The sequence below is a fragment of the Streptomyces sp. enrichment culture genome, from assembly GCF_964272895.1.
Taxonomy (GTDB): domain Bacteria; phylum Actinomycetota; class Actinomycetes; order Streptomycetales; family Streptomycetaceae; genus Streptomyces.
Genome location: NZ_OZ186832.1, coordinates 1,333,063 through 1,358,643, shown reverse-complemented (window position 1 = coordinate 1,358,643; position 25,581 = coordinate 1,333,063). Strand labels below are relative to the sequence as shown.

Below are 25,581 nucleotides of genomic sequence, written 5' to 3'. Positions count from 1 at the left end.
GCGGGGCGGGGCGTCCCTGAAGTGCCGTCGTCCACGGTGAAATAGGGCTGCCGTTACGGCCGTAGCCGGGTAGAACACCGGTGATGACCACGACCCTGCGGCCTACCGAGCCGCTTCAGCGTGCCGCCGACGGGGCGTTGTCGCGCCACTTCAACGTGTGCGTGAACAGCCGCCCCGTGGGCGCGATACACCTGGCCACCCATCCCGTGTTCGGGCCGTCCGTCGCCCAGATCCGTGACCTGCGCATCGAGGAACCGGACCGCAGACGCGGCCGGGGCACGGTGGCCGCGCTGGCCGCCGAGGAGGTGGCCCGCGGCTGGGGCTGCGCCCGCATCGAGATCAACGTGCCCGCGGACGCGGGAGCGGCGCTGCGCCTCGTGACGAACCTCGGGTACGTCCAGCGCAACCGCGGCCTGGAGAAGCGGCTCGGCGCCGTCGCTCCCGCCCTGCCCGAGGGCAGCAGGGCCCGGCCGATGACCGAGGCGGAGTTCGGGCCCTGGAACGAGCAGGGGATGGCCGACTACGCCCGCAACTGGATCGACCGGGGCGTTCCGGAGGACGAGGCGTGGCAGAAGGCGCGGCGCGACCACGCGGCGCTGCTGCCGCGGGGGCTGGACACGCCCGACGTCCTGCTCAGCGTGCTGGAGCACGAGGGCGTCGCGGTCGGCACGCTGTGGCTGGCGCTCGATGCGGAGCGGGCGTACGTCTACGACGTCGAGACCGACGAGCGCTTTCGGGGGCGCGGGCACGGCCGTGCCCTGATGCTGCTCGCCGAGGCGCAGGCCGTGGCGGCGGGCAGGCGCACCATCGGTCTCAACGTCTTCGCGGGGAACACGCCGGCGGAGCGGTTGTACGAGTCGCTGGGGTACCGGCCGGTGGGGTACGCGATGTACAAACCGTTGCTGTGAGGGGGCGGCGGCTCAGCTCTCGGCCGCCAGCAGGCGGTCCACGATCTCCTCGATGCGCTCGCGCAGACCTTCCTGGCTCTTGCCTCCGTCCAGGCGCTGACCGTCGATGACGTAGGTCGGCGTGCCGGTCACGCCGATCGCCTTGCCCTCGGCCTGGTCGGCGTCGACGATCAGGATGTGCCGGCCGTCGATCAACGCGGTGTCGAACTCCTCGGCGTCCAGGCCGAGTCCGCGGGCCACGTCGATGAGGAGTGCCTCTCCCTCGGCGTCCAGTTCCTCCACGCGGGCCAGGACCGCCTCGACGTACGGCCATCCCTGGCCCTGCTCGGTGGCCTCCTCGGCGGCCTGGGCGGCGGCGAAGGAGTGCTTGTGCTTCTCCAGCGGGAAGTGGCGCAGGCGGATCTCCAGGCGGTCGCCGTAACGGGCGCGCAGGGCGTGGAGGTCCTCCAGGGCGGTGCGGCAGTCCGGGCACTGCAGTTCGCACCAGACGTCGAGAACGGGGGGTGAGGTGTCGCTCATGTGGTCAGTCTTCCAGTTCGGCCGTGGGGGGCCCAACCCGGCTGGATGCCTGCGGCGGCCTGCCGGCGTTCGGTGGGGGCTTGTGTAGCGCATGGCGGTGGGTTGTGGGTCGGGGCCGCGCCGGGGGGTGTCCGTCCTCGGTCCGGCGGTGCTCTTGGGACTTAGGGTGACTGCCCGACGGACGCCGGCCGCTGCGGGCGGACACCCCCCGGCACGTCCCCTTCCCGCCGTCGGCGGCTGGCCGGGCCCACGGTGCGTGGTGCCGTCTCGCCGTTGGCGGCTGACTGCCGCCCGCGGTGGGTGGTGCCTCGTGGCCGTCGGCGGCAGACCGGGCCCACCGGCTGTGGCCGCTTCTCGCCGTGGGCGGCTGGCCGGCGCCCGTGGTGGGTGGTGCCTCGTCGCCGTTGGCGGCTACCGGGCCCACCGGCTGTGGCAGCTTCTCGCCGTCGGCGGGTGGCCTGCGCTCGCGGTGGGTGGTGCCTCGTCGCCGTCGGCGGCTGACCGGGCCACGGGCGTGGCAGCTTCTCGTCGTGGGCGGCTGATCGGCCCGCGGCTGTGGCGGCTCCTCGCCGTTGGGCCCACGGTGCGTGTGGCTTGTCGTTGCGGGTGGGGGTGGGCGGTCCTTCCTGGCGCTGGGCAGGTGTACGTAGTCAGGGGCGCGGGGAACTGCGCGACCAGCCACGTACCACCCGCAGTCGCGTACGGCGGAACCCGCGGGGTGGACCGCTGACCCGGAGATACCCCTGATCTCCTCGTCGGGACATGGCCTGGGCGGGGGCGGCAGGTGCACGATGGAGGGGACGATCCGTCGACCGAGCCTGGAGGACCGGATGATTGCCGAGACCGTGTGTTCCGCCGTCGCCGCGGCCGGCCTCGGCATCGCCGCGGTCACCGCGTACCGCCGGCGCTTCCTGGCGGCAGCCCGCATCGCGGCGTACGCGCTGGTACCGCTGGGACTGGTGATGACCGGCTTGGTCGACTGGCTCGCGGACACCGCGTTCAGCCCGACGGCGTGGGCCGGCTTCGGCGTGCTGGGTGCGGCGTGGGCGCTGTTCGCGACGACGCGGGCGGTGGAGCGGCGTCGGGGCGGCACACGCAAGGAGCGCCGGGAGGCCGTCGCGCCGGCGGCGTCCGCGCCTTCGCTCGGGGCTCGTCCGCCCGCCTCGGGGCCGCGGTCCGGAGGGCGGGGTGACGCGGACGACTTCAGTGATATCGAGGCGATCCTGAAGAAGCACGGCATATGACCGCAGCCACGCTATAGCGGACAGGGCCCGCGGGTGTCACGGGTTTCGGCTAAGTACCTCTTGGCTCGGGCGTGTTGAAGTAGACCGGTGGGGTGATTGCGTCATCATCGCCGCGAGATGCTGGACACGACACAGAGCGAGACCGCGCCGCCTCAGGACGAGCCGCGTGGTTGCCTCTTCGCCCTATCCCAGCCACCGCTGATGATCTTCCTTGCGGTGATCGGGAGTCTGCTGCTCATCGCGGCGCTGCACGACCTGCTGCTGCTGTGAGCCGTACCCGTGCTCCCCGGCGCCACCCGCCGGGGACCACGTCGGCATCAGCCCGCGGCCTCCTTGCGGCGGGCCCGGTACGCGGCGACGTGGAGGCGGTTGCCGCAGGTGCGGCTGTCGCAGTAGCGGCGGGAGCGGTTGCGGGAGAGGTCGACGAAGGCGCGGCGGCAGTCCGGGGCCTCGCAGCGGCGCAGGCGCTCCTGCTCGCCGGCGACCACGAAGAACGCCAGGGCCATGCCGCAGTCGGCGGCCAGGTGGTCGGCCAGGGAGGCGCCGGGGGCGAAGTAGTGGACATGCCAGTCGTAGCCGTCGTGGTCCGTGAGACGGGGGGTGGTGCCGGCGGCGGCGATGAGTTCGTTGATCAGGCCCGCGGCCGTGCGGGCGTCGGGCGACGCGAAGACCGCCGCGAAGCGGCCGCGGATCTTCCGCACCGCCGCGAGGTCGAACTCGGAGAGTGTCCCGATGTCACTGACTTTGTGGTTTCGCACGAACTCTTCGAGCGTCGCCACATCGGGCAGCCCCTCGGGCGTTTCGTCCTCCGGTGCGGTGTTCACCAGATCAACCACAGTGTCGAGGGCGCACCGGGTGTCGTGGGTGATCAGCACGTTTCGCTCTCCCTGGCCTGGGTGTCGGGCGGGCGCCCGCCGATGCTGGCCGATGGTAGTGGCTCCCGGCCGCATCGAAAGGGGCTCGTGGCCGCCCGTGGTGCCCGTACAACGCGTGCCGGAGCGTGAGCGTTCCCCATGACGACGACCGGCGTCGCCGCCGCGGTGGACCGCGGTGGTGACGCCGGTGTGTGCCGTATGCGGTTGTCCTGGCCCGAGCCGTCTCCCCGAGTGGACGGCGCCGGGCGGTCTGTGAGGGGCGCGGTTAGCTCTCCGCCAGGATGTGCGAGAGCTCCTGATCGAGGTCGAAGTGCCGGTGCTCCGTGCCGGGCGGCACGGCGGCGTCCGTCCGCTTCAGGAAGGACTCCAGGGCCCGCGCCGGGGCTTCGAGCAGGGCCTCGCCCTCCGGGGAGCTCAGGGCGATGCACACGACGCCCTGACCGTGGCTGCGCGACGGCCAGACTCGGACGTCGCCGGTTCCCGTGGGCCGGTGCAGGCCCTCGGCGAGGAGGTCGCGGGCGAACACCCACTCGACGGTCTCCTCGGCTCCGGTGTGGAAGGTGGCGTGCACGGCGTAGGGGTCGGCCGTGTCGTACCGCAGGCCTGCGGGGACAGGCAGGGAGGACTCGCTCGACACAACGAGGCGCAGGTGCAGCTCGCAGCTGACCGTGGTGTTCATAAGCGCCAGGGCCTTTCGCTCAGTGTGCGCTCGGGGATTCGCACGTCGGCGAAATCGACATGCCACCTACGGTGCCGTTGTAAACCCCTCTGCGTGTTTTGCATGTCTTTACGTAACTCTTCCGGCCGAGAGGGGCTTGGCGGGGTACCGCCATTACAGTGACCGGATTCGGTCCGGTAGGGTTTGGCTGTATGAATACGGGGAGTGACGAGCCGGGCGAGGCAGTGGCCATGGCGACTGACGGAACCAAGGCGGACGGGGCGCAGGCCGAGCAGGGGCTCGGGTCGAGGGCCCCGGAATTCATCAAGGCACGGCGGGTGCTGCACCTGAGCTGGCAGGTGGGCGTCTTCGTGGTGGGCCTCGCGGTCGTGGTGGCCGGCATCATCATGCTGCCGCTGCCGGGCCCCGGCTGGGTCGTGATCTTCGGCGGCATGGCGATCTGGGCGACCGAGTTCGTGTGGGCGCAGCTGGTGCTGCGCTGGACCAAGCGCAAGGTGACCGAGGCGGCCCAGCGTGCCCTCGATCCGAAGGTGCGGCGGCGCAACATCATCCTCACGAGCGTGGGCCTGGTGATCGTGGCCGGCCTGGCGGGCTTCTACCTGTGGAAGTTCGGCCTGGTGATGCCCTGGGAGATCGAGAACCAGTGATCACGGGCGGGCGCGGGGCGGTCCGGGGGTGGTCACAGGCACCCCCTGACATGGGGTAATGTTCTTCCTGCGCCCGGGCGATTAGCTCAGTGGGAGAGCGCTTCGTTCACACCGAAGAGGTCACTGGTTCGAACCCAGTATCGCCCACCCGGAGGCCACGGCCCGTCTGCTGATGAAGCAGGCGGGCCGTTGTCGTGTGCGGTCCGGCGGGGGTGGGTGGTGGTCAGTTTCGGCCGGGGGCTTTTCGCGTGCGAGGCTCCATCTCGTGTTCGGTCGGTCGGACGTGATGCGCTCACCTGCGGTGTTGTCCGGACGTGGCCGCCCGGGAGCGGTCAGGGGGCCTCCCGGTCGCCGGGGTCCGCCGCAAGAAATTCCTGTCCGAATCATTGACGCACCCCGAGCCCCTTCGTAACTTGTCCCGGCAAGCGCTTACTTGAAACGATTCATGAGCGGCGACGATGCTGCGGGGAGGGGTTCGCTGTGGGCACGGGCAACATGGAGAGGCGCACGATCCTGAAGGTGGCCGGCGCTTCCGCGGCGGCCCTGGGGCTGGCCGCGACGACCGGATGCGGGGGCGGTGGCGGCGCCTCCGCCGACGGGACGGTGACGCTCCGTTACGCGTGGTGGGGCGGCGAGCCGCGCACCATCGCCATCAAGAAGACGATCGCCCTCTTCGAGAAGAAGTTCCCGAAGATCAAGATCAAGCCTGAATTCACCGACTACGAGGCGTTCTGGGAGAAGTTCCAGACCCAGGCATCCGGTGGAAATCCGCCGGACGTTTTCCAGAATGCGGTCGGCTTCCTGCGCAAGTACGACAAGCGCGGCGTTCTCATGGACCTCAAGTCCCAGGCGGACGCGGGTCATCTGAAGCTGGAGAACTTCCGCAACGGCGTTCTGGCGAACGGTCAGGTCGACGGCAAGCAGATCGGTATCCCCGTCGGTGCCAACACCATGGCCCTCGTCATCGACCGCAGGGCCTTTCAGAAAGCGGGCGTGAAGCCGGAGTTCGGCTGGACCTGGGACGAGTACTTCGCCGCGCTCCAGACCATCCAGGACAAGCTGAAGATCGCCGGTGACACCGGCTACTTCAGCATCATGTACCTCTACGACCTGTATCTGCGTCAGAACGGCAAGGCATTCTTCACCGAATCCGATCTCGGCTTCACCGAGGACGATCTGACGCAGTGGTGGGAGGACGGCTACAAGCGCGTCAGGTCCGGGCTCGTCGCCGACCCGAAGAAGGTCGAGCAGGTCAAGCCCAAGTCCGCGCTCTCGGCGGGTCTCGCCGCGTCCGAGTTCACCTGGGACAACTTCTCCATCCGCTACGAGGGCGAGGGCGAGTCGGACTACGGACTCGCGCCGATCCCCACCACCGACGGCAAGGAGACCGGCCAGTACCTCGGCTCGCTGATGCTCAGCGCCTTCTCCGGGACCGAGCACCCCAAGGAGGTCGCCCAGTTCATCGACTTCATGGTCCATGACCCCGAGGTCGGCAAGATCATGGGCTACGACCGCGGCATCCTCGCCACCACCGAGCAGTACGAGGCGTTCACGCCCGCCGACGAGACCAACAAGGGCGTGCGGGCGTACGAGGAGGAGGTCGCCGCCGCCGGCGTGCTCGGGAAGATCACCCCGCACCCGTCCGGGGCCGACGTCATCGAGGCGGCGTTCCTGCGGCTCGGCGGTGAGGTCGCCCAGGGCAAGACCAAGCCGTCCGACGCCGCCAAGGCGCTGTTCAGCGAGGCCAAGGCCGCGTTCGCGGGCTGAGGGGACGTACCACCATGACGCTCGTCAAGGAAGCGCCCGCGCGCCCGGCCGGGAAGCGGCCCGCCGCTCCCGCCGCGGGGCGGCGCGGGCGGCGCCGCGAGAACCTCGCCGGCTATCTCTTCATGTCGCCGTGGATCGCGGGATTCCTGCTGCTCACGGCGGGGCCGATGATCGCGTCGCTGTACTACGCGTTCACCAGCTACAACCTGTTCACGCCACCGAAGTGGGTGGGGCTGGACAACTTCACGACGATGTTCCAGGACCCGCGCTGGCAGAAGTCGGTCGAGGTCACCCTGAAGTACGTCGTCGTGGCCACGCCGCTGAAGCTGCTGCTCGCGCTCGGCGTGGCGCTGCTGCTCGCGCAGAAGCGGCGCGGCCAGGGCCTGTACCGGGCCGCGTTCTACATGCCCTCGCTGATCGGCGCCAGCGTCTCCGTGGGCTTCGTGTGGCGGGCGCTGTTCTCGGACGACGCGATCGTGGACCGTACGCAGAAGGTCTTCGGGGTCGACGTCGGCGGCTGGATCGGCAACCCCGACTACGTCCTCTACGCCCTGGTGGCCCTGAGCATCTGGCAGTTCGGCGCGCCCATGGTGATCTTCCTGGCCGGGCTCAAGCAGGTCCCGCAGGAGCTGTACGAGGCGGCCGAGGTGGACGGGGCCGGGCCGCTCAGGCGGTTCTGGAACATCACGCTGCCGATGATCTCCCCGGTGCTGTTCTTCAACGTGCTGCTGGAGTCCATCCACGCGTTCCAGGTGTTCGGCTCCGCGTATGTCGTCTCCGACACCCGGTGCGGGCCGGCCGACGCCACGCTGGTCTACACCTGTTACCTCTACCAGAAGGGCTTCAAGGAGGCCCAGATGGGCTTCGCCTCGGCCATGGCCTGGACGCTGGTGGTCGCGGTGGCGCTCGTCACGGCGGTCCTGTTCTGGTCCCAGAAGAAGTGGGTGCACTACGAGGAGGCCGCCAAGTGACCACTGCCACCACACCTGCCGTGCGCGGCGCCGGGAACGAGCGGCGGCGCACCGGATCGATCGCCTGGCACCTGGGCGCCCTCGCCGTCCTCGCGGTCGTCCTGTACCCCGTGATCTGGGTGGTCGGCGCCTCGTTCAAGCCCAGCAAGGACATCATCGCCAGCCTCGACCTGCTGCCCACCGACCCGGTCTGGGCGAACTTCTCCGGACTGGCCGACGGCATCTCCGGCATCTCCATCGGCAGCTTCTTCTGGAACTCGCTGATGTACGCGGTCCTCGCCGTCGTCGGCGTCGTGCTGTCCAGCTCGCTGACCGCGTACGCCTTCGCCAAGATCCGGTTCGCCGGGCGGAACCTGCTCTTCACCCTGATGATCGGCACGCTGCTGCTGCCGTACCACGTGCTGCTCATCCCGCAGTACGTGCTCTTCCGGAACCTGGAGCTCACCGACACCCTGGTGCCGCTCGTCGCGGGCAAGTTCCTGGCCACGGAGGCGTTCTTCGTCTTCCTGATGGTGCAGTTCATGCGCGGACTGCCGCGTGAGCTGGACGAGGCCGCCAAGCTCGACGGCTGCGGGCACCTGAGGACCTACTGGTCGATCGTGCTGCCGCTGAGCCGTCCCGCCATCATCACCAGCGCCATCTTCACCTTCATCAACGCCTGGAACGACTTCATGGGGCCGTTGATCTACCTGAACACCCCCGAGAAGTACACCGTCTCCCTCGGTCTGATGATGTTCCGCGACCAGGAGGGCATCTCCAACTACGGCAGCATGATCGCGATGTCGCTGGTGGCGCTGGTGCCGGTCATCGCCTTCTTCATGGCCTTCCAGCGGTACCTCATCGACGGTATGGCGACCTCCGGACTGAAGGGCTGAGGTGCCGCTCATGGCACAGGTGCGTGTGAAGGCCCGCAAGGAGCCGGTGTTCCACGAGCGGTTCGGGGTGTTCACCGAGTGTCTGCTCACCGGCGTGTGGATCGCCGTCGCCTCGCTCGGCGTGGTCACCTGGCCGGCCGCGTTCGCCGCGGGCGCACGGCACCTGCGCCGCCGTACCGCCCACGAGGGCGGCGGCCTGCGGGAGTTCGCCGTGGACTTCCGGTCCGCGCTGCGCGGCGGGTGGCTCGTGGGCCTCGCCGGGTGGGGTGTCGCCGCCGTCGTCTGGGTGGACGTACAGGCGGCGCGGGCCGGGCTGCCCGGCGGACCGCTGGTCGGAGCGGTCGGCCTGCTCGCGCTCATCGCCGCCGCCGTCGCCGGGATGCGGGCGGCGGCGACCTGGACACCGGGCGCGGCCTGGCGGGTGCTGCTCGCCGACGCGGGCCGGCGCACCCTGCTCGATCCCGCCGGGTCCTTCCTGATCGTCGGGGGACTGCTGGTTGTCGTCCTGTCCGGCCGGCTGGTCCTGCCGCTGGCGGTGCCCGTGCTGGGCGCCGTCGCGGCGGCGGCCGTCGCCGTGGAGGAGCGGTACCGCAACCGCTGAGCCCGGCCCCGAAGGCGGCGCCCGCAGCCCGCCGTACTCCCGCGGCGCCCGCAGCCCGCCGTACTCCGCGGCGCCTGATCGCGCGCCGTACTGCGAGGGCGGTGCCCGCCGCCGTACTGCGAGGGCGGTGCCCCCCGGCGCGCCGCACCTCTCTCTGTCATGCCCCTGGCAAGCCCCGTACCCGTACGGAAAGGAAAGCCATGTCCCCCATCCCCCGCAGGTCCCTCCTGAAGGCGGCCGCCGTCGCCGGAGCCGCCGCGCAGTTCAGCTGGGCCCTGGGTCCGCAGCAGGCGCAGGCGGCGCCCATGGCCGCGGCCGCCGACACCGACCCGGTCGTCCTGAACTGGCTGGAGGACGGGGGCCTGGGCGCCGCACCCGGCTCCACCGTCGGCGTGCCCTGGCCCAAGGGCGCCTTCCAGGCCGGCCAGACCTTCGCGCTCACGGACGAGAACGGCAAGGCCGTCCCCGTGCAGTCCTGGCCGATCGCCTACTGGCCGGACGGCTCCCTGAAGTGGACCGCCCACGCCGTCGGCTCCGGCGACGGCAGGCTCACCCTCGCCGCCGGCACCCCCGCCGCCCCCGCGCACCAGGTCACCGTCGACGAGAACGGCGGCACCATCGACGTCTCCACCGGCGTCGTCACCACCAGGATCGGCAAGTCCGGCTCGGTCCTGGTCAAGTCCGTCACCCGCGGCTCCACCGAGATCGCCAAGGACGGCCGCCTCGTGCTGCTGCGCCAGCCGGAGATCGAGGACGGTGACCAGGGCACCGTGAAGTACGAGCGCTTCGACAGCGCCATCGACGAGGTGAAGGTCGAACAGGCCGGACCCGTCCGCGCGGTCGTCCGCATCGACGGCAAGCACCGCAAGGGCACCCGCGACTGGCTGCCGTTCTCCGTCCGGCTCTACTTCTACGCCGGCGCCGACTCCTTCCGCATGGTGCACACCATCACCTTCGACGGCACCCAGGAGCCCGGCAAGGCGAGCGGCGACTTCATCCGCGGCATCGGCGTGCGCTTCACCGTGCCGATGCGCGACCGGTCCTACGACCGCCACATCCGCCTCGGCGGCGAGGGCACCGGCCTGCTGCGCGAGGCCGTCAAGGGCATCACCGGCCTGCGCCGCGACCCCGGAGCGGCCGTGCAGGCGGCCCAGTTCGAGGGCCGGAAGCTGCCCGACCCGTCCACCTGGGACCAGCGCGTCACCACCCGCCTCCAGTACATCCCCGAATGGGGCGACTACACCCTCTCCCAGCTCTCCGCCGACGGCTTCGGCGTGCGCAAGCGCACCAAGAAGGGCCACGGCTGGATCCCCGCGGGCGGCGGCCGGCGCGCCTCGGGCTTCGGGTACGTCGGCGGCGCGAGCGGCGGACTCTCCTTCGGGCTGCGCGAGTTCTGGGAGAAGTTCCCCGCCCAGCTCGACATCCGCGACGCCCACACCGACGAGGCCCAGGTCACCGTCTGGCTCTGGTCGCCCGAGGCCCAGCCGATGGACCTGCGCTTCTACCACGACGGCCTCGGCCAGGACACCTACCCCGAGCAGCTCGAGGGCCTCAACATCACCTACGAGGACTACGAGCCCGGCTTCGGCACCCCCTACGGCATCGCCCGCACCTCCGAACTCCTCTTCTGGGCCAACGACTCCACCCCCTCCGCGGACCGGCTCGCCCAGCAGGTCGAGGCCGTCCGCACCCTGCCCCAGCTCGTCGCCCCGCCCCGGCAGCTCATCAAGGCGGGCGTCTTCGGCAAGGGCCTGTTCGCCGAGCCCGACCGCTCCACCCCGGCCAAGGCGAAGATCGAGGACCACCTCGACTTCCTCTTCACCTACTACAAGGACCAGGTGGAGCAGCGCCGCTGGTACGGCTTCTGGGACTACGGCGACATCATGCACACCTACGACAACGCGCGGCACCAGTGGCGCTACGACGTCGGCGGCTACGCCTGGGACAACTCCGAGCTCTCGCCGGACCTGTGGCTCTGGTACGCGTACCTCAGAAGCGGCCGCGCCGACATCTTCCGGTTCGCCGAGGCCATGACCCGGCACACCGGCGAGGTCGACGTCTACCACCTCGGCAAGTGGGCGGGCCTCGGCACCCGGCACGGTGTGCAGCACTACGCCGACAGCGCCAAGCAGCAGCGGATCGCCAACACCACGTACCGCCGCTACTACTACTTCCTCACCGCCGACGAGCGCGTCGGCGACCTCATGCACGCCAATGTCGACTCCGACGAGACGTTCCTCATCCTCGACCCCATCCGCAAGATCCGCACCGAGCCGTACACACCCGACCGGCACGCGCTGTCCATCGGGTTCGGCACGGACTGGAGCGGGCTGGTCTCGGCGTGGCTCACCGAGTGGGAGCGCAGGGGGCCGAAGTGGGAGAAGGCCCGCGACCGGGTGCTGTCCACCATGGAGACCATCGCCGCCCAGCCCAACGGGTTCGTCCAGGGCACCGGGCTGTACGACCTGGACACAGGGCGGTTCGCGATCGCCGAGAAGCCGGTGGTCGGGGTCTCGCACCTGTCGGCCGTGTTCGGGCTCAACGAGCTGTGCGCCGAGCTGATCGACCTCGTGGACATGCCGAAGTTCAAGGAGGCGTACCTGGACTACTGCCGGTACTACAACGCGACCAAGGCCGAACAGGCGGCGCGGTACGGATCCAACTTCGGGTCGATCATCCTGTTCCAGGGGCATTCGCGGCTGGACGCGTACGCCGCGGTGCAGACCGGGGACGCGAAGCTCGCCGCTCGGGCCTGGAGCAAGTTCTACAACTCCGACGGGTACAAGGAGTCTTCGCCCTGGAAGACCGAGGCGATCAGTGGGCCGGTCGCTCTGGTCGCGGGCAGTGAGGCGACGTGGGTGTCGACCAATGACACCGCGTTGTACGGGCTTGCGGCGATCGAGAATCTGGCACTGCTGGGCGACAAGATGCCGTGATGCTCGCGGGATCCCGCCGGGGAACTGCGGGCCGTCCGCCGACTGCGGGTCGGTCGTGGCCGGTCGCGCAGTTCCCCGCGCCCCTCAGGCGGCCTGCGGCCGCTTCTGGGGGGTCAGCGCATTCCCTGCAGAAGGTTCCGCATCCTTCGTACGTCCCGCAGGCGCTGCTCGTACGTCGCTCCCAGGGCGAGCAGCAGCATTCCGGCCACGGCCGGCAGGACCCAGCGGGGCAGGGCGTCGGTGAGCTGGACGATGTAGGGGGCCAGCTCGTGCAGGGCGTCCAGGGCGAGGACCGCACCGCCGAGGACCAAGGGCGCCTGGAGGTTGTGGCCGGCGCCGAGGAGGGTGACGGCCAGGGCGCCCAGGCCCAGCAGGAGAGGGCGCTGCCAGTGGGGGTCGGCCCAGGCTGCCGGCAGGCTGGGCAGCAGGGTGGCGGCCAGACCGGGGCCGTACGCCGTCCAGGAGGAGGTCTCCGGGGCGCGGCGGCGGCGCAGGTGGCCCACCAGCAGGGCCGGGATCGTCACCGGGAGGGTGTATGCCTCCGGGACGGTGACCTCCCAGGAGGCCAACCGGACCCAGGCCGCCAGGACGAACAGGGCCGCCGCGGCGTGGCCGACGGGGCGCCGGTCGGGGTGCACGGCCGTGGCCGCGGCGAGTACGCCGGTCAGGGCGAGGACCAGGGCCAGCATCGGCGGGTCGGTGAGCGCCAGAGCGACGGCCACCAGCGCGGACGCGGCGCCCGAGACCTCCAGCGCCGGGCGGGCCGTGCCCTCGGTGCGCGGGGCGTACCGGACCGTCGCCGCGGGGACCGCCAGGACCAGCAGGGCGATGTGCCGCGGCTCCCAGCCGAGCGAGGCGCCGGTCGCGCAGGCCAGCGCGGTCGCGTGGACCGTCGCGCCCACGGCGGGCAGGGTCCGGCGGGCCAGGGCCGCGCACAGGGCGGTCAGCAGGGCGAGCACGGTGAGCGTGGCCGGCTCGGTGGCGAGCGACAGCAGCGCCAGGACCGCCGACGTGGTCAGCGCGAGGACCGTCGCCGTCGTGCGGAGGTGCCCGGTAGGCCGCGTTCCGCGCGGCAGCCACGCCTGCGGTGCCGCGCCGAGCCACAGCAGCGCGGCGGTGAGCACGCCGGTGAGGGCCAGTCCGGCGAGGTACGGCAGCTCCAGGGCCGCGGGCAGCACCAGTGCCGCCGCCCAGGCGAGAGCGAGGGCCGCGGCCAGGGCCCGCGGGCGCTGTACGGCGTCCCGCACCGCCAGGGCCAGCACCCCGGCGACCACGCCGAGCACCAGCGGGGCCATGGCGGCGTCCGGCGGCCACGGCACGTCGGCCGTCAGCACCGCACGGGCGTCGGCGGGCGCACCCGACCAGGCACGCGTGACGCGGCCCACCGGCCCCAGCAGGGACAGCAGCACCACCGGCGCCGCCGAGAGCACGGCCAGCGCCTGTACGCCGGCCGACGCCCACAGCGCCCCGAGCCGTACCGCCTCCGGCGCGCGGGAGACCCGTACCACCGCCAACAGGCCGATCGCCAGGGCGAGATGGACCGGCACCGTCCACAGAGCCGGCAGCGTCACGCGCGGCACCCCGCCCAGCGCGGCCACCGTCAGCAGCCCCGCCGCCACCGCAACACCCACTGCGAGCGCGCGGTGCGTCACCCGCCACGCGGCGAGCAGCGCCACGGCCGCGGCGAGGAGCAGCAGCGCCGACGCGCGCGCCGCCTCGGACGGGCCGGAGGCCGTCGCCGAGAGCGCCCCGGCGGCCAGCACCCCCCATCCGCCGGTGGCGGACGCGCAGGCGACCGCCACCCGGCGCACACCGCCCGCACCCAGCCTCAGCGCGAGCAGCGTGTCGCAGCCGGCCGTCACCAGCAGGGCCGCCGTGACGGCGTACCGATCCGCGCCGACGGCCACCGCCCCCAGCAGCAGCGGGAGTTGTGCCACCGCCAGCGCGGCCGGCACCGGCAGGCGCAGCCCCGGCATGGGACGGGCGGCGACGGCCCGGCCGTACCCCGCCCACAGCGCGGCCAGCGCCGCCGAGGCCACCGCCGCGTACCCCGTGCCGTCCGTGTCCGTGAGCGCCACCCGGTGCAGGGCGTAGGCGTCCAGCACCGTCAGGGCCAGGCCCAGGCCCGCCACCGACTCCGCCGTCGAACGCAGCCCCCGCCGCAGCAGCGGCAGCGGTGCCCCGAGCGCGGCCGCGGTCACCGCGCCCAGCACCAGGGCGCGCCCGGCGATCCCGAGGTTCCCCCAGCTGACCACGGTGAACGCGGTCGCCGCGATGGTCAGCAGGACACCGCCCAGCACCAGCAGCGCGTTCTGCACGCTCGGTGCGGAGGTCTCCGGGCGCGGCGGACCGGCGGCCGGGAGCGGCCGTACGGGGGTCAGCTGGGACACCAGCCAGGCGCGGCGGGCCAGCAACTGGGACCGGCGGGCGTCGAGCCGGAACAGCTCGGCGTCGACCAGCCGCAACTCCTCGGCCGGCGGCGGATTGTGCGTCATGCCCCGCAGTGTGGCCCGCGTCACGGCGTACGGCATGAGTGCGCGTACTCAGACGACGTACTCAGACCACGTACTCAGCGGGCCCGGCGGAAGGAAGGCAGACTGCGCCCATGGACTGGAACCACTACCGCTTCCGCAGCCTGTGGTCCCTGCCCGCCGCCCCCGAGGCCGTGTACGCGGCGCTGGCCCGGGCCGCGGACTATCCGCGCTGGTGGCCGCAGATCCGGGCGGTCGAACGGCTCGGCGCCACCACCGGCGTGGTGCGGATCGGCTCGCTCCTGCCGTACGAGATGACCTTCGTCGCGCGGGAGGTCCGGCAGGACCCCGCGGCCGGGGTGCTGGAGATCGCCATGAGCGGGGAGGTCGAGGGGTGGGCCCGCTGGACGGTGAGCGCCCGCGGTGGCGGCAGCCTCGCCCGCTACGACCAGGTGGTCGAGGTCCGCAGGCCGCTGCTGCGGCGGCTGGCCGTGCCCGGACGGCTCGTCTTCCGCGCCAACCACGCCCTGATGATGCGGGCCGGGCGGCGCGGGCTGCGGGCCTATCTGGACGCGGGCCCCGACGGACCTCGGGAAGCGGTTTGAAGGAAACCCGCGAAGACCTGTATTGTTCAGTGCGTTCCCGGGCGATTAGCTCAGTGGGAGAGCGCTTCGTTCACACCGAAGAGGTCACTGGTTCGAACCCAGTATCGCCCACCGGGAAAGGCCGGTCCGCCAGTGCGGACCGGCCTTCTTCATGCCGCGCCCTCCTGGACGGCCGGCAGCTGCGGACGCAGCGGCCACGCCGGATCCACCGCCTCCTCGCTGCCGTTGCGCGCGAACCACGTCTGCAGCCCGCGTGCCTGTGCCGCGTGCCACACCGCCTGCAAGGTGTGCAGTTCGGCGGGGGAGACATGACCCAGACGCGCGGCGTACCGGCGGCCCAGCGACCGCACGACCTCCAGGGAGGCCAGCGCGTCCGCCGCCGCGTCGTGCGCGCCCTCCAGCGGGACGCCGTAGTGCGCGCACAGGTCGGTGAGCGTGCGCCGGCCCTTGCGGTAGCGGTCCAGGTGCTTGTCCAGGACGCGCGGGTCCAGCACCAGCAGCGGCGTCGTCTCGAACCAGCGGGCCAGCGACGACGCGCGGTGCCGGCGCAGTTCGCGGTCCAGCAGCGTCAGATCGAACGGCGCGTTCATCACCACCAGCGGGCGGCCCACCGCCGCCTGCTCGTGCAGTTCCGTGGCTATCTCGTACATCACCGGCGCCGGCCAGCGGCCGTTGCGCTGCAGATGATCCTCCGTCAGACCGTGCACGGCCGTCGCCGCCTCGGGCACGGGCACACCGGGGTTGACCAGCCAGCGCGTCACCCGCGGCCGGGTGCCCGGCGCGTCCTGGACGACGAGCGCGGCCGACACGATCCGGTCGGTCTCGACGTCCACTCCCGTAGTCTCCGTGTCGAATGCCGCCAGCGGCCCCTCGTACCAGGATTTCATCGGCCCACAACTCCTCGATCACCCACGGCAGCTGACGATCCGTCTTCCGCCGGTCTGGTGATACCCGGGCTGTTTGCGCACTACGCCGGGAGGAGACAACACAGGTACGGGTCTTTGCAGTTCAGCGGCCCGGTACGGGGAAATCACCTTGCCTGGAAGGCTGTTCGGTCATGGCCATGGCGCAGCCCGAGCGGGGCGGGCTGCTGCCCGGACGCACGGGCCAGGAGCGCGGGACGCTCGCCACCACCGCCTGCATGGAGACACTGCAGGTGGGCTATCTGCACGCGGTCGCGGCGGCGGCCGGCTGCTCGCTGTCCCAGCCGTTCCCGGACAACGGCATCGACTGGCACGTCAGCCACAGCGCGCCCGGACACACGGTCGACGACGAGGTCACCATCAAGGTCCAGCTCAAGGCGACGTACCAGATCGCACCGAACCCTCCCGGCCGCTTCTTCTCCTTCACCCTCGACAACGACCATCTGAGGAAACTCGCCCGCACCCCGGTGTCGGTGCACAAGATCCTTGTCGTGATGCTCGTGCCGAGGTCCCAGGACGACTGGCTGCGTGCCAGCCACGACCGGCTCGACCTCAGGCACTGCTGCTACTGGGTCAACCTCGCCGGGCACCCGATCACCGGCCGGCGCCGCACCACCGTGCGCGTGCCGACCGCGCGGATCTTCGACGACCGGGCCCTGTGCGAGATCATGACGCGGGTCGGGACGGGAGGCAGACCATGACCCACCGCCCGTACGACGAGCCGCTGCGGGCCGTGCGGCCGCACCCCGACGACGAGCGGTGGACCCGCCCGCCCGAGCCCGGCGCCGTCGACCCGGCCGTGCTGGGCGCCCTGCTGCACCGGCACGGCTGGCAGCGGCGGGGCGGAGCCGCCGGACGCTACGGCCGCTGGACCCCGCCCGGACCGGGCGGCACCGGCACCAGCCTGCTCGTTCCCGTCAGCCGCGCCTTCCCCGACAGCGACGACCTGCTGGGCGAGGCCCTGGTCGCCCTCGCCCGCAGCGGCACGCCCTCCGCCCGAGAGGTGCTGCTCGCACTGAGCGTGCCCAGCGACGAGATCCGCTGGTGGCGCGATGTCCCCGGCGGCCCCGCCTCCTGGGCGGCGGAGGAGCAACTGCGCGCCGCCGCCCGCCAGATGCTGCTCGCCGGCGCCCTCGCCACCCGCGCCCGCGCCGGCTACCACGGCGCCCGGCACCGGCGCCCCGCCGCCGCGCTGCTGGACGGCGTGCTGGTCGGTGCCGCGAGCGGCGGGGACCACCTGACCGCGTTCGTGCCGGTCGACGGCGGCCGGCCGCTCGCCGTACGCCTGCACCAGGCGCTGTACGCCGCCCGCGAGGCCGTCGACTACCGGCGCGCGACCGGGGGCATGGACGCCTTCGACGGCGCGGTCGGGGCCGGGGTCAGCCGGGAGCTCACCGAGGCGCTGATCGAGCTGGTCCGCGGCAGCGAGGGCGCCCGGATCGCCGTCCAGTGGGCGCCCGCCGCCGGCGTCCCCGAGGGCTGCGCCTTCGAGCCCGTGGAGTTCTCGCCCGGCGATCTGCCCGCGCTGCGCGAGGCCGGGGCCCGCTATCTGCGGGCCGAGCCGTCCGTGCCGGTGCGGATCACCGGGGCCGTCGTGCGGATGCGCCGGGCCGAGCCGCGCGGTGAGGGCAGCGTCCGGCTGCGGGTCCTCGCCGGGGCGGAGATCCCGTACGTGCGGGCCGTCCTCGACGAGGAGGACTACCGCATCGCCGGGCACGCCCACCTCGTCGGGCTGCCGGTGCGGGTGCAGGGGAGGCTGGAGAGCAGGGGCGGGTTCCGGCGGCTGACGGGGGCCGGCGGGGTCGTCCCGGTGCGCGTGGACGAGGGGGAGCGGGACCGGCTGATGAAGTCCTCGCAGGACACCGCGGAGATCGCGGCGTTCTTGGAGGAGGGCTGCGGAGAGGATTGATTTCGCGGTCGGGGGTGTCGGGTCGGTACGATCGCACTCAATGCGTGCGCTCCGGTATGGCGCCGCACCCCCCTTCAGTCAGGAGAGACCGGTGTCAGACGTCCGTGTGATCATCCAACGCGATTCCGAGCGGGAAGAGCGCGTGGTGACGACGGGCACTACGGCCGCCGACCTCTTCGCCGGCGAGCGCTCGATCATCGCCGCGCGGGTGGGCGGCGAGCTCAAGGACCTCACCTACGTCGTGCAGGACGGCGAGACCGTCGAGGGCGTGGAGATCTCCTCCGAGGACGGCCTGAACATCCTGCGGCACTCCACCGCGCACGTCATGGCGCAGGCCGTGCAGGAGCTGTTCCCCGAGGCCAAGCTGGGCATCGGCCCGCCCGTCAAGGACGGCTTCTACTACGACTTCGACGTCGAGAAGCCGTTCACGCCCGAGGATCTCAAGGCCATCGAGAAGAAGATGCAGGAGATCCAGAAGCGCGGGCAGAAGTTCGCCCGCCGTGTGGTCACCGACGAGGCCGCCCGCGAGGAGCTGGCGAACGAGCCGTACAAGCTGGAGCTGATCGGCCTCAAGGGCTCCGCCTCCAGCGACGACGGCGCGGACGTCGAGGTCGGTGCCGGCGAGCTGACGATCTACGACAACCTGGACGCCAAGACCGGCGAGCTGTGCTGGAAGGACCTCTGCCGCGGTCCCCACCTGCCCTCCACCCGGCTGATCCCGGCGTTCAAGCTGATGCGCAACGCGGCCGCCTACTGGCGCGGCAGCGAGAAGAACCCGATGCTCCAGCGCATCTACGGCACCGCCTGGCCGTCCAAGGACGAGCTGAAGGCGTACCTGGACTTCCTCGCCGAGGCCGAGAAGCGCGACCACCGCAAGCTGGGCAGCGAGCTCGACCTGTTCTCCATCCCGGAGCAGATCGGCTCCGGCCTCGCCGTCTTCCACCCCAAGGGCGGCATCATCCGCCGGGTCATGGAGGACTACTCGCGGCGCCGCCACGAGGAGGAGGGCTACGAGTTCGTCTACACCCCGCACGCCACCAAGGGGAAGCTCTTCGAGACCTCGGGCCACCTGGACTGGTACGCCGACGGCATGTACCCGCCCATGCAGCTCGACGAGGGCGTGGACTACTACCTCAAGCCCATGAACTGCCCGATGCACAACCTGATCTTCGACGCGCGCGGCCGCTCGTACCGTGAACTGCCGCTGCGCCTCTTCGAGTTCGGGACCGTGTACCGGTACGAGAAGTCGGGCGTCGTGCACGGCCTGACCCGTGCCCGCGGCTTCACCCAGGACGACGCGCACATCTACTGCACCCGCGAGCAGATGTCGGAGGAGCTCGACAAGACGCTCACCTTCGTCCTCGGCCTGCTGCGCGACTACGGCCTGACCGACTTCTACCTGGAGCTGTCCACCAAGGACCCGGAGAAGTACGTCGGCACCGACGAGGCGTGGGAGGAGGCGACCGAGACGCTGCGCCAGGTCGCCGAGAAGCAGGGGCTGCCGCTGGTCCCGGACCCGGGCGGTGCCGCGTTCTACGGTCCGAAGATCTCCGTCCAGGCCAAGGACGCCATCGGCCGCACCTGGCAGATGTCGACCATCCAGCTCGACTTCAACCTGCCGGAGCGCTTCGACCTGGAGTACACCGGCGCCGACGGCACCAAGCAGCGTCCGGTCATGATCCACCGCGCGCTGTTCGGCTCCATCGAGCGGTTCTTCGCGGTGCTCCTCGAGCACTACGCGGGTGCCTTCCCGGCGTGGCTCGCGCCGGTGCAGGCGATCGGCATCCCGATCGGCGACGCGCACGTGGAGTACCTGCAGAAGTTCGCCGCCGCCGCGAAGAGCAAGGGCCTGCGGGTCGAGGTGGACTCCTCCTCGGACCGTATGCAGAAGAAGATCCGCAACGCCCAGAAGCAGAAGGTGCCCTTCATGGTCATCGCGGGCGACGAGGACATGTCGGGCGGCTCGGTGTCCTTCCGCTACCGCGACGGCTCGCAGGAGAACGGCATCCCCTTCGACGAGGCGATCGAGAAGATCGTGAAGGTCGTCGAGGAGCGGACGCAGGTCTGATCCGGCGCCTCACGGGCCCCCGGGGTCACCCCGGGGGCCTTTCGCCGTCCTGCTGGTCGTCCTCGCGCGAGAACACCTGGATCAGCCACGAGGAGAACGACCCGGTGACCGCGCCCAGCAGCGCCAGGCCGCAGGCCATCATGCCGACGGCGATCAGCCGGCCCAGCGGCGTCACGGGGGCAATGTCGCCGTACCCGACGGTGGTCAGGGTGGCGCAGGTCCACCAGACCGCGTCGCCGAAGGTCCGCATGCCGGCGCCGGGTGCTCCGCGCTCCTGCTGGTAGACGGCGAGGGCGCCGGCGAAGCCGAGCAGCGCCACGGAGACCCCCGCGTAGGTGATCACCCGGCCGTGCAGCGGCAGCCGTGGCCGGCCGTGCCGTCGCAGCACCGCCTCGTACAGCTTCACGACCCGCAGCGGGCGCAGCAGGGGCAGCAGCACCACCAGGGTGTCCAGCCAGTGGGTGCGCGCGAAACGCGGGCCCTGTCCGGACAGCCGCCAGCGCACGCCGTAGTCGACGGCGAACAGCAGCCACACGCCCAGCAGCACCGCCGAGGCCACGTCCTGGTGCGGTGTGAGGACCAGCACCGCGTACGCGGCGAGGAAGGCGAGGGAGGCCGCCGCGAGCGGCATCTCGGTGCGCTGCTCCCAGCGGGCCCGGCGGCTGTCGTCGTCCCGGTCGTCGTCCACCGGCTCAGCTTCGCCGGGCAGGGCCCCTGCCGCGCCCCGGCGACACGCCCCGAACGGGCGAAGCCATATGCTGCGCTGTATGACGAGTGAGCCGGAGCAGCAGATCGGAGTGGGGACGCAGGACGCGTTCCAGCGCCTGTGGACGCCCCACCGGATGGCCTACATCCAGGGCGAGAACAAGCCGACCGGTCCGGGGGCCGACGACGGCTGCCCCTTCTGCTCGATCCCGGCCAAGTCGGACGAGGACGGGCTGGTCGTCAGGCGCGGTGCGCAGGTGTACGCGGTGCTCAACCTGTACCCGTACAACGGCGGCCATCTGATGACCGTGCCCTACCGTCATGTCGCCGACTACACCGACCTCACCGAGGCGGAGACCGCCGAGCTCGCGGAGTTCACCAAGCAGGCGATGACGGCCCTGCGCACGGCGTCCGGCGCGCACGGCTTCAACATCGGCATGAACCAGGGCACGGTGGCGGGCGCCGGGATCGCCGCCCACCTGCACCAGCACATCGTCCCGCGCTGGGGCGGCGACACGAACTTCATGCCGGTCGTCGGCCACACCAAGGTGCTGCCGCAGCTGCTGGCGGACACCCGCAAGATGCTGGCGGACGCCTGGCCCGCGTGAGCGACGAGCTCGAGGGGTCGACGGGCCCGAGGGGCCGGGGAGCGCCGCGCACGGCGGGCGCTCACCCGGACCCGGCCGCGCGGCCGCACCGCCGGGGGCCTACGCGTCGTACAGGTCGGCCTTCCGCGGTGACGCGTCCTGGACGTTGGTGCTGAGGAACGCCGAGCGGGCGCCGAACTTCTCGGTGTCCACGCCGTTCTCCGCGAGGACCTTGAGCGCGGCCGAGTGCACCACCCGCAGGACGGGCGTGGCCGCGCGCAGCGCGTCGTCGGCCATGAAGCGGTGGCGCCAGGGCTGGTCGGCCCAGGCGTGCCGCAGACCGAAGGGCTCGGGCAGGGTGATCGATCCGCCGAGCCACTTCAGCAGCGGCGGGTACCAGGTCAGCGGGGCGCGCACGGCGAGGCGTACGACCTCGTTGGTGGAGACCAGCGGCAGCTTGATCGTGCGGCTCTCCCAGGGCTTGAAGGACTTGCTGACCTCCTTGGTCGGCGCCTCCGGTTTGGTGGTGAACAGTCCGTTCACCGGGCCCAGGGCGTGGCCGGTGACCTCGATGCGCAAGGTGGCGTGCAGCACGGTCACGGTGATCAGCATGGTGATGACCAGCTGGCCGTCCCACAGGGTCCACTGGACGCCGAGGTAGTGGCGGTCGCCGGCGCCGAACTGCTGGCGGTTGCAGATCTCCTGTATCGCGTGCGGCTTGACCTGGTAGTCCTCCACGTCGGTGCCGTCGGGCCGGGAGACGGCCTTGGCGTTCTCCCCGACGGGGGTGACGATCCAGTGCCGTATGGACGGGGTGGGGAAGCCGCCGGTGTTCAGCGGGCCGCGCTCCAGCATGCGCAGCTGGTCGTAGACGGCCCGTACGACGTCCCAGCTGCGGAAGGGGTGGATCTCCCGGTCGGCGTCGGCGGGCACCAGCTCCTCGGCGAGCTGCCAGGCGCCCCAGCGGGTGCCCATGCCGAGGATGCCCTTGGGGCCGGCGTAGAAGACGGAGTTGGACTGCTGCTCGGCGCTGAGCCGGGCCAGGGACTGGCGCAGCTGCTCGGCGGCGGTCTCGCCGGGGCTGCTGGGGACGGCCTCGGGGACCTTGGCGCCGACGCTGCTGCCCGACAGCAGGCCGTCCCAGCGCTGGCGCAGGTCATGTGCCGTCGACTCGCAGATCCGGCGGGCCACGAACCAGCCGAGCACGGGCATGACGACGGCCGCGCGCGCGTACCACCCCCAGAACCCGGTGAACGGCAGCCTGAGCAGGGCGACCACGGCGAGCGCCCCGACGGCCACGAGCAGGGTGGTGGCGAGCGCCGAGGCGCGCTTGTCGTCGCGCCGGTCGATGGTGGCGCGCAGCTGGAAGACCAGCAGCCACAGCAGGAAGCCGGGCAGGAAGATCAGGCCGCACAGCACGCTGATCGCGGTGAGCTTGTTGTCGCGCTCGCGGCGGATGCGGTTGGCGGCCAGGCAGTGCTCGACGACCACTTGAGGTTCGGTGCCGAAGGACTGGATCAGCGGCTTGCGGCCGCTGCCGAGCATGCGGTCGACGACCGCGCGGGAGAACGCCTCGCCCAGGTTGGGGCGGAAGATCGCGGCCCACTTGCGGCCTTCGTTGACGGTCGTCTGGTGCCAGTCGTTGTCGGCCTTCTTGATCTCCTCCATCGGGCCGTCCCGGTAGGCCGCCGAGGCCAGCGCGAACGTCGCCGCCTGGCCCTCGTCGCCCGTGCGCGGCACCTGTGGTCCGAAGATGTCCGCGTAACCGCTGTCAACGGTCATTCCCGCCCCCGATCGCCGCCGTGGTCCGCTTCTGCGGCCTTCCCGACTTCCCTGCCCCGCACACCTGTTGATCAGGTCATCAGCGTATCCGCAGCCACTGACACCGCGTCGGCGGACGGCCGAAGCCGCCCGCCGAGACGGAGGAAACCGTTCCGGACGCGGTCACTTGAGGACCGCCCGCCCCAACTACGAGACCTTGGCCTCCTGTTGCCTGAGCCGCTCGGCCACCTGCGCCGGCATCGGTTCGTGCCGGGCGTAGGAGCGGTCGAAGCGCGCGGTGCCGTGGGAGAGGGAGCGCAGGTCGACCGCGTACCGGCCGATCTCGATCTCCGGCACCTCGGCCCTGATCAGGGTGCGGCCGCCGCCCGCCTGCTCGGTGCCCAGCACGCGGCCGCGCCGCCCGGACAGGTCGCTCATCACCGCGCCCACGTACTCGTCGCCGACCAGCACGCTCACCTCGGCCACCGGCTCCAGCAGATGGATCTTCGCGTCGGCCGCGGCCTCCCGCAGCGCGAGCGCGCCCGCCGTCTGGAAGGCGGCGTCGGAGGAGTCCACCGAGTGGGCCTTGCCGTCGAGCAGGGTGATCCGGACGTCCACCAGCGGATGGCCGGACGCCACCCCCTTGGCGGCCTGGGCGCGCACCCCCTTCTCCACGGAGGGGATGAACTGGCGGGGCACCGCGCCGCCGACGACCTTGTCCACGAACTCGATGCCCGAGCCGCCGGGCAGCGGCTCCACCTCGATCTCGCAGATGGCGTACTGGCCGTGCCCGCCGGACTGCTTCACATGCCGGCCGCGCCCGGCCGACTTCGCCGCGAACGTCTCGCGCAGCGACACCTTGTGCGGTACGACGTCCACCTGCACGCCGTAGCGGCTGCGCAGCCGCTCCAGGGCGACGTCGGCGTGGGCCTCGCCCAGGCACCACAGCACGACCTGGTGGGTGTCCTGGTTCTGTTCCAGCCGCATGGTGGGGTCCTCGGCGGCGAGCCGGGCCAGGCCCTGGGAGAGCTTGTCCTCGTCGGCCTTGCTGTGCGCCTGGATGGCCAGCGGCAGCAGCGGGTCGGGCATCCGCCAGGGCTCCATCAGCAGCGGATCGTCCTTGGCGGAGAGGGTGTCGCCGGTCTCCGCGCGGCTCAGCTTGGCCACGCACGCCAGGTCGCCGGCCACGACGTGGCTGACCGGGCGCTGCTGTTTGCCGAAGGGGGTGGACAGGGCGCCGACCCGTTCGTCGACGTCGTGGTCCTCGTGCCCCCGGTCGGCCAGGCCGTGCCCGGAGACGTGCACCGTCTGGTCGGGGCGCAGGGTGCCGGAGAAGACGCGGACCAGGGAGATCCGGCCGACGTAGGGGTCGGAGGCGGTCTTGACGACCTCGGCGACCAGGGGACCGGAGGGATCGCAGACGGGCAGCTCGCGGGGCCGGCCGTCGATGGTGGTGACGGCGGGCGCCTCCCGCTCCAGCGGGGTCGGGAAGCCGCGGGTGATCAGCTCCAGCAGCTCGACCGTGCCCAGGCCCTGCTTGGCGCCGTCGGCGGCCGGGGCGGCGGCCAGGACGGGGAAGAAGACGCCGCGCGCGACGGCCCGCTCCAGGTCCTGGATCAGCGTCTTGACGTCGATCGGCTCACCGCCGACGTAGCGGTCCATGAGGGTCTCGTCCTCGCTCTCGGCGATGATCCCCTCGATCAGCCGGTTGCGGGCCTCCTCGATCAGCGGCAGTTCGTCCTCGCCCGGCTGCGACTCCACCCGCTGCCCGGTGGAGTAGTCGAACAGCGTCTGGGACAGCAGCCCGATCAGCCCGGTCACGGGCGCGTGCCCGTCCGGCCCCTGCGGGCCGCGCAGCGGCAGATACAGCGGCAGCACGGCGTCGGGGTCGTCGCCGCCGAATGCCTCGGCGCACACCCGGGTCATCTCCTCCAGGTCGGCGCGCGCGGCCTCCAGGTGGGTCACGACGATCGCGCGGGGCATGCCGACGGCCGCGCACTCGTCCCACACCATGCGGGTGGAGCCGTCCACCCCGTCGGAGGCGGAGACGACGAAAAGGGCCGCGTCCGCCGCTCGCAGACCGGCCCGCAGTTCCCCGACGAAGTCGGCGTATCCAGGGGTGTCCAGAAGATTGATCTTGATGCCGTCCCATTCGACGGGCACCAGGGAGAGCTGTACCGAGCGCTGCTGACGGTGCTCGATGTCGTCGTAGTCGGAGACGGCGGTGCCGTCCTCCACGCGGCCCGCCCGGTTCACCGCCCCCGCGGTCAGCGCGAGGGCCTCCACCAGAGTCGTCTTGCCCGATCCGCTGTGGCCGACCAGCACCACGTTCCGTACGGACTGGGGGTGGTCGGCCGCCGTAGCCCTGCCGGCGGCTCCGGGGTGTGCGTTCGCCTTGTCGCCCATGGTCCTGCCTCCCGTGCACGGTGAGGTCACTGTGGGCGCGGGCATGCGGTGCCGCGGTGGGCGGCTCCGGTGACGCCCGCGGTTCTTCGAGCTTTCCACTCCCGTCACGGTGCGTCCATACGAA

The 25,581-nt window shown here is 71.7% G+C and carries 22 protein-coding genes and 2 tRNA genes; 16 read left to right on the top strand and 8 right to left on the bottom strand.

Features of this window, described 5'->3' with window-relative positions:
- Positions 1-83 precede the first annotated feature (83 nt).
- Positions 84-908, top strand: coding sequence for a GNAT family N-acetyltransferase (locus ACSU6M_RS06110; protein WP_437067718.1), 825 nt, complete (start codon positions 84-86; stop codon positions 906-908).
- 12 nt (positions 909-920) lie between these two features.
- Here the strand turns inward: ACSU6M_RS06110 and ACSU6M_RS06105 are convergent, their stop codons facing one another.
- On the bottom strand, positions 921-1,427 hold the full coding sequence (locus ACSU6M_RS06105) for a DsbA family protein (protein WP_437067717.1): 507 nt from the start codon (positions 1,425-1,427) through the stop codon (positions 921-923).
- Positions 1,428-2,257: 830 nt separating this feature from the next.
- Here ACSU6M_RS06105 and ACSU6M_RS06100 point away from each other — a divergent pair.
- A complete protein-coding gene (locus ACSU6M_RS06100; protein WP_437067716.1) occupies positions 2,258-2,671 on the top strand; it encodes a hypothetical protein in 414 nt (137 codons plus the stop codon).
- 117 nt (positions 2,672-2,788) lie between these two features.
- On the top strand, positions 2,789-2,941 hold the full coding sequence (locus ACSU6M_RS06095; RefSeq protein WP_437067715.1) for a hypothetical protein: 153 nt from the start codon (positions 2,789-2,791) through the stop codon (positions 2,939-2,941).
- Between the two features lie 47 nt (positions 2,942-2,988).
- On the opposite strand, the gene ACSU6M_RS06090 is transcribed toward ACSU6M_RS06095, so the two are convergent.
- Both ACSU6M_RS06090 and ACSU6M_RS06085 read right to left on the bottom strand, forming a co-directional pair.
- The gene (locus ACSU6M_RS06090; RefSeq protein ID WP_437067713.1) at positions 2,989-3,546 is read right to left on the bottom strand and encodes a CGNR zinc finger domain-containing protein; all 558 of its coding nucleotides are present in this window, start codon (positions 3,544-3,546) and stop codon (positions 2,989-2,991) included.
- Positions 3,547-3,811: 265 nt separating this feature from the next.
- Positions 3,812-4,225 (bottom strand): SsgA family sporulation/cell division regulator, encoded by a 414-nt coding sequence (locus tag ACSU6M_RS06085; protein WP_004002642.1) that lies wholly within the window; start codon positions 4,223-4,225, stop codon positions 3,812-3,814.
- A gap of 191 nt (positions 4,226-4,416) precedes the next feature.
- Between ACSU6M_RS06085 and ACSU6M_RS06080 the strand changes: the two genes are divergently transcribed.
- The 7 genes from ACSU6M_RS06080 (at position 4,417) to ACSU6M_RS06050 (ending at position 12,022) form a co-directional block, all read left to right on the top strand.
- On the top strand, positions 4,417-4,872 hold the full coding sequence (locus ACSU6M_RS06080) for a TIGR02611 family protein (protein ID WP_437067712.1): 456 nt from the start codon (positions 4,417-4,419) through the stop codon (positions 4,870-4,872).
- 75 nt (positions 4,873-4,947) lie between these two features.
- Positions 4,948-5,019: transfer RNA gene (locus tag ACSU6M_RS06075), tRNA-Val, on the top strand.
- 333 nt (positions 5,020-5,352) lie between these two features.
- Positions 5,353-6,639: an ABC transporter substrate-binding protein gene (locus tag ACSU6M_RS06070; protein ID WP_437067710.1), complete on the top strand. Its 1,287-nt coding sequence runs from the start codon at positions 5,353-5,355 to the stop codon at positions 6,637-6,639.
- 14 nt (positions 6,640-6,653) lie between these two features.
- Positions 6,654-7,610: a carbohydrate ABC transporter permease gene (locus tag ACSU6M_RS06065; RefSeq protein ID WP_437067709.1), complete on the top strand. Its 957-nt coding sequence runs from the start codon at positions 6,654-6,656 to the stop codon at positions 7,608-7,610.
- A complete protein-coding gene (locus tag ACSU6M_RS06060) occupies positions 7,607-8,485 on the top strand; it encodes a carbohydrate ABC transporter permease (protein WP_437067707.1) in 879 nt (292 codons plus the stop codon). Before ACSU6M_RS06065 ends, ACSU6M_RS06060 begins: the two co-directional genes overlap by 4 nt.
- 10 nt (positions 8,486-8,495) lie before the next feature.
- A complete protein-coding gene (locus tag ACSU6M_RS06055; RefSeq protein WP_437067705.1) occupies positions 8,496-9,086 on the top strand; it encodes a hypothetical protein in 591 nt (196 codons plus the stop codon).
- 200 nt (positions 9,087-9,286) lie between these two features.
- On the top strand, positions 9,287-12,022 hold the full coding sequence (locus ACSU6M_RS06050; protein ID WP_437067704.1) for a Tat pathway signal sequence domain protein: 2,736 nt from the start codon (positions 9,287-9,289) through the stop codon (positions 12,020-12,022).
- Between the two features lie 113 nt (positions 12,023-12,135).
- On the opposite strand, the gene ACSU6M_RS06045 is transcribed toward ACSU6M_RS06050, so the two are convergent.
- Positions 12,136-14,517 (bottom strand): SCO7613 C-terminal domain-containing membrane protein, encoded by a 2,382-nt coding sequence (locus ACSU6M_RS06045; protein ID WP_437067703.1) that lies wholly within the window; start codon positions 14,515-14,517, stop codon positions 12,136-12,138.
- Positions 14,518-14,627: 110 nt separating this feature from the next.
- Between ACSU6M_RS06045 and ACSU6M_RS06040 the strand changes: the two genes are divergently transcribed.
- Together ACSU6M_RS06040 and ACSU6M_RS06035 are read left to right on the top strand one after the other, a co-directional pair.
- Complete coding sequence (locus tag ACSU6M_RS06040; RefSeq protein ID WP_437067702.1) at positions 14,628-15,098, top strand: SRPBCC family protein; 471 nt, start codon at positions 14,628-14,630, stop codon at positions 15,096-15,098.
- Between the two features lie 39 nt (positions 15,099-15,137).
- Positions 15,138-15,209 (top strand) — tRNA-Val (locus ACSU6M_RS06035).
- Between the two features lie 38 nt (positions 15,210-15,247).
- Here ACSU6M_RS06035 and ACSU6M_RS06030 read toward each other — a convergent pair.
- Positions 15,248-15,985: a 3'-5' exonuclease gene (locus ACSU6M_RS06030; RefSeq protein WP_437067701.1), complete on the bottom strand. Its 738-nt coding sequence runs from the start codon at positions 15,983-15,985 to the stop codon at positions 15,248-15,250.
- A gap of 170 nt (positions 15,986-16,155) precedes the next feature.
- On the opposite strand from ACSU6M_RS06030, the gene ACSU6M_RS06025 reads away from it, so the two are divergent.
- From ACSU6M_RS06025 to thrS, 3 genes are all read left to right on the top strand, one after another.
- Positions 16,156-16,722 carry a DUF4365 domain-containing protein gene (locus tag ACSU6M_RS06025; protein ID WP_437067699.1) on the top strand — a complete coding sequence of 189 codons (567 nt, stop codon included), beginning with the start codon at positions 16,156-16,158 and terminating at the stop codon, positions 16,720-16,722.
- Positions 16,719-17,930, top strand: coding sequence for a hypothetical protein (locus ACSU6M_RS06020; protein ID WP_437067698.1), 1,212 nt, complete (start codon positions 16,719-16,721; stop codon positions 17,928-17,930). The genes ACSU6M_RS06025 and ACSU6M_RS06020 overlap by 4 nt, the downstream gene beginning before the upstream one ends.
- 91 nt (positions 17,931-18,021) lie before the next feature.
- Positions 18,022-19,998 (top strand): threonine--tRNA ligase, encoded by a 1,977-nt coding sequence (gene thrS / locus ACSU6M_RS06015; protein ID WP_437067696.1) that lies wholly within the window; start codon positions 18,022-18,024, stop codon positions 19,996-19,998.
- Between the two features lie 25 nt (positions 19,999-20,023).
- On the opposite strand, the gene ACSU6M_RS06010 is transcribed toward thrS, so the two are convergent.
- Positions 20,024-20,629 (bottom strand): potassium channel family protein, encoded by a 606-nt coding sequence (locus ACSU6M_RS06010; protein WP_437075018.1) that lies wholly within the window; start codon positions 20,627-20,629, stop codon positions 20,024-20,026.
- 124 nt (positions 20,630-20,753) lie between these two features.
- On the opposite strand from ACSU6M_RS06010, the gene ACSU6M_RS06005 reads away from it, so the two are divergent.
- The gene (locus tag ACSU6M_RS06005) at positions 20,754-21,311 is read left to right on the top strand and encodes an HIT family protein (RefSeq protein WP_437067694.1); all 558 of its coding nucleotides are present in this window, start codon (positions 20,754-20,756) and stop codon (positions 21,309-21,311) included.
- Positions 21,312-21,410: 99 nt separating this feature from the next.
- Here ACSU6M_RS06005 and ACSU6M_RS06000 read toward each other — a convergent pair whose 3' ends face one another.
- On the bottom strand, positions 21,411-23,072 hold the full coding sequence (locus ACSU6M_RS06000) for a hypothetical protein (protein ID WP_437067692.1): 1,662 nt from the start codon (positions 23,070-23,072) through the stop codon (positions 21,411-21,413).
- A gap of 186 nt (positions 23,073-23,258) precedes the next feature.
- The gene (locus tag ACSU6M_RS05995) at positions 23,259-25,457 is read right to left on the bottom strand and encodes an elongation factor G-like protein EF-G2 (protein WP_437067691.1); all 2,199 of its coding nucleotides are present in this window, start codon (positions 25,455-25,457) and stop codon (positions 23,259-23,261) included.
- Positions 25,458-25,581 lie beyond the last annotated feature (124 nt).

What these genes read in the sequence shown, in the direction of transcription:
- ACSU6M_RS06080 (WP_437067712.1), top strand. Translation starts at nt 4,417, where the DNA reads ATGAATACGGGGAGTGACGAGCCGGGCGAGGCAGTGGCCATGGCGACT.
- ACSU6M_RS06030 (WP_437067701.1), bottom strand. Translation starts at nt 15,985, where the DNA reads ATGAAATCCTGGTACGAGGGGCCGCTGGCGGCATTCGACACGGAGACT.
- ACSU6M_RS06020 (WP_437067698.1), top strand. Translation starts at nt 16,719, where the DNA reads ATGACCCACCGCCCGTACGACGAGCCGCTGCGGGCCGTGCGGCCGCAC.
- ACSU6M_RS06000 (WP_437067692.1), bottom strand. Translation starts at nt 23,072, where the DNA reads ATGACCGTTGACAGCGGTTACGCGGACATCTTCGGACCACAGGTGCCG.
- ACSU6M_RS06110 (WP_437067718.1), top strand. Translation starts at nt 84, where the DNA reads ATGACCACGACCCTGCGGCCTACCGAGCCGCTTCAGCGTGCCGCCGAC.
- ACSU6M_RS06100 (WP_437067716.1), top strand. Translation starts at nt 2,258, where the DNA reads ATGATTGCCGAGACCGTGTGTTCCGCCGTCGCCGCGGCCGGCCTCGGC.
- ACSU6M_RS06095 (WP_437067715.1), top strand. Translation starts at nt 2,789, where the DNA reads ATGCTGGACACGACACAGAGCGAGACCGCGCCGCCTCAGGACGAGCCG.
- ACSU6M_RS06040 (WP_437067702.1), top strand. Translation starts at nt 14,628, where the DNA reads ATGGACTGGAACCACTACCGCTTCCGCAGCCTGTGGTCCCTGCCCGCC.
- ACSU6M_RS06010 (WP_437075018.1), bottom strand. Translation starts at nt 20,629, where the DNA reads ATGCCGCTCGCGGCGGCCTCCCTCGCCTTCCTCGCCGCGTACGCGGTG.
- ACSU6M_RS06085 (WP_004002642.1), bottom strand. Translation starts at nt 4,225, where the DNA reads ATGAACACCACGGTCAGCTGCGAGCTGCACCTGCGCCTCGTTGTGTCG.
- ACSU6M_RS06005 (WP_437067694.1), top strand. Translation starts at nt 20,754, where the DNA reads ATGCTGCGCTGTATGACGAGTGAGCCGGAGCAGCAGATCGGAGTGGGG.
- ACSU6M_RS06045 (WP_437067703.1), bottom strand. Translation starts at nt 14,517, where the DNA reads ATGACGCACAATCCGCCGCCGGCCGAGGAGTTGCGGCTGGTCGACGCC.
- ACSU6M_RS06025 (WP_437067699.1), top strand. Translation starts at nt 16,156, where the DNA reads ATGGCCATGGCGCAGCCCGAGCGGGGCGGGCTGCTGCCCGGACGCACG.
- ACSU6M_RS05995 (WP_437067691.1), bottom strand. Translation starts at nt 25,457, where the DNA reads ATGGGCGACAAGGCGAACGCACACCCCGGAGCCGCCGGCAGGGCTACG.
- ACSU6M_RS06065 (WP_437067709.1), top strand. Translation starts at nt 6,654, where the DNA reads ATGACGCTCGTCAAGGAAGCGCCCGCGCGCCCGGCCGGGAAGCGGCCC.
- ACSU6M_RS06055 (WP_437067705.1), top strand. Translation starts at nt 8,496, where the DNA reads ATGGCACAGGTGCGTGTGAAGGCCCGCAAGGAGCCGGTGTTCCACGAG.
- ACSU6M_RS06105 (WP_437067717.1), bottom strand. Translation starts at nt 1,427, where the DNA reads ATGAGCGACACCTCACCCCCCGTTCTCGACGTCTGGTGCGAACTGCAG.
- ACSU6M_RS06050 (WP_437067704.1), top strand. Translation starts at nt 9,287, where the DNA reads ATGTCCCCCATCCCCCGCAGGTCCCTCCTGAAGGCGGCCGCCGTCGCC.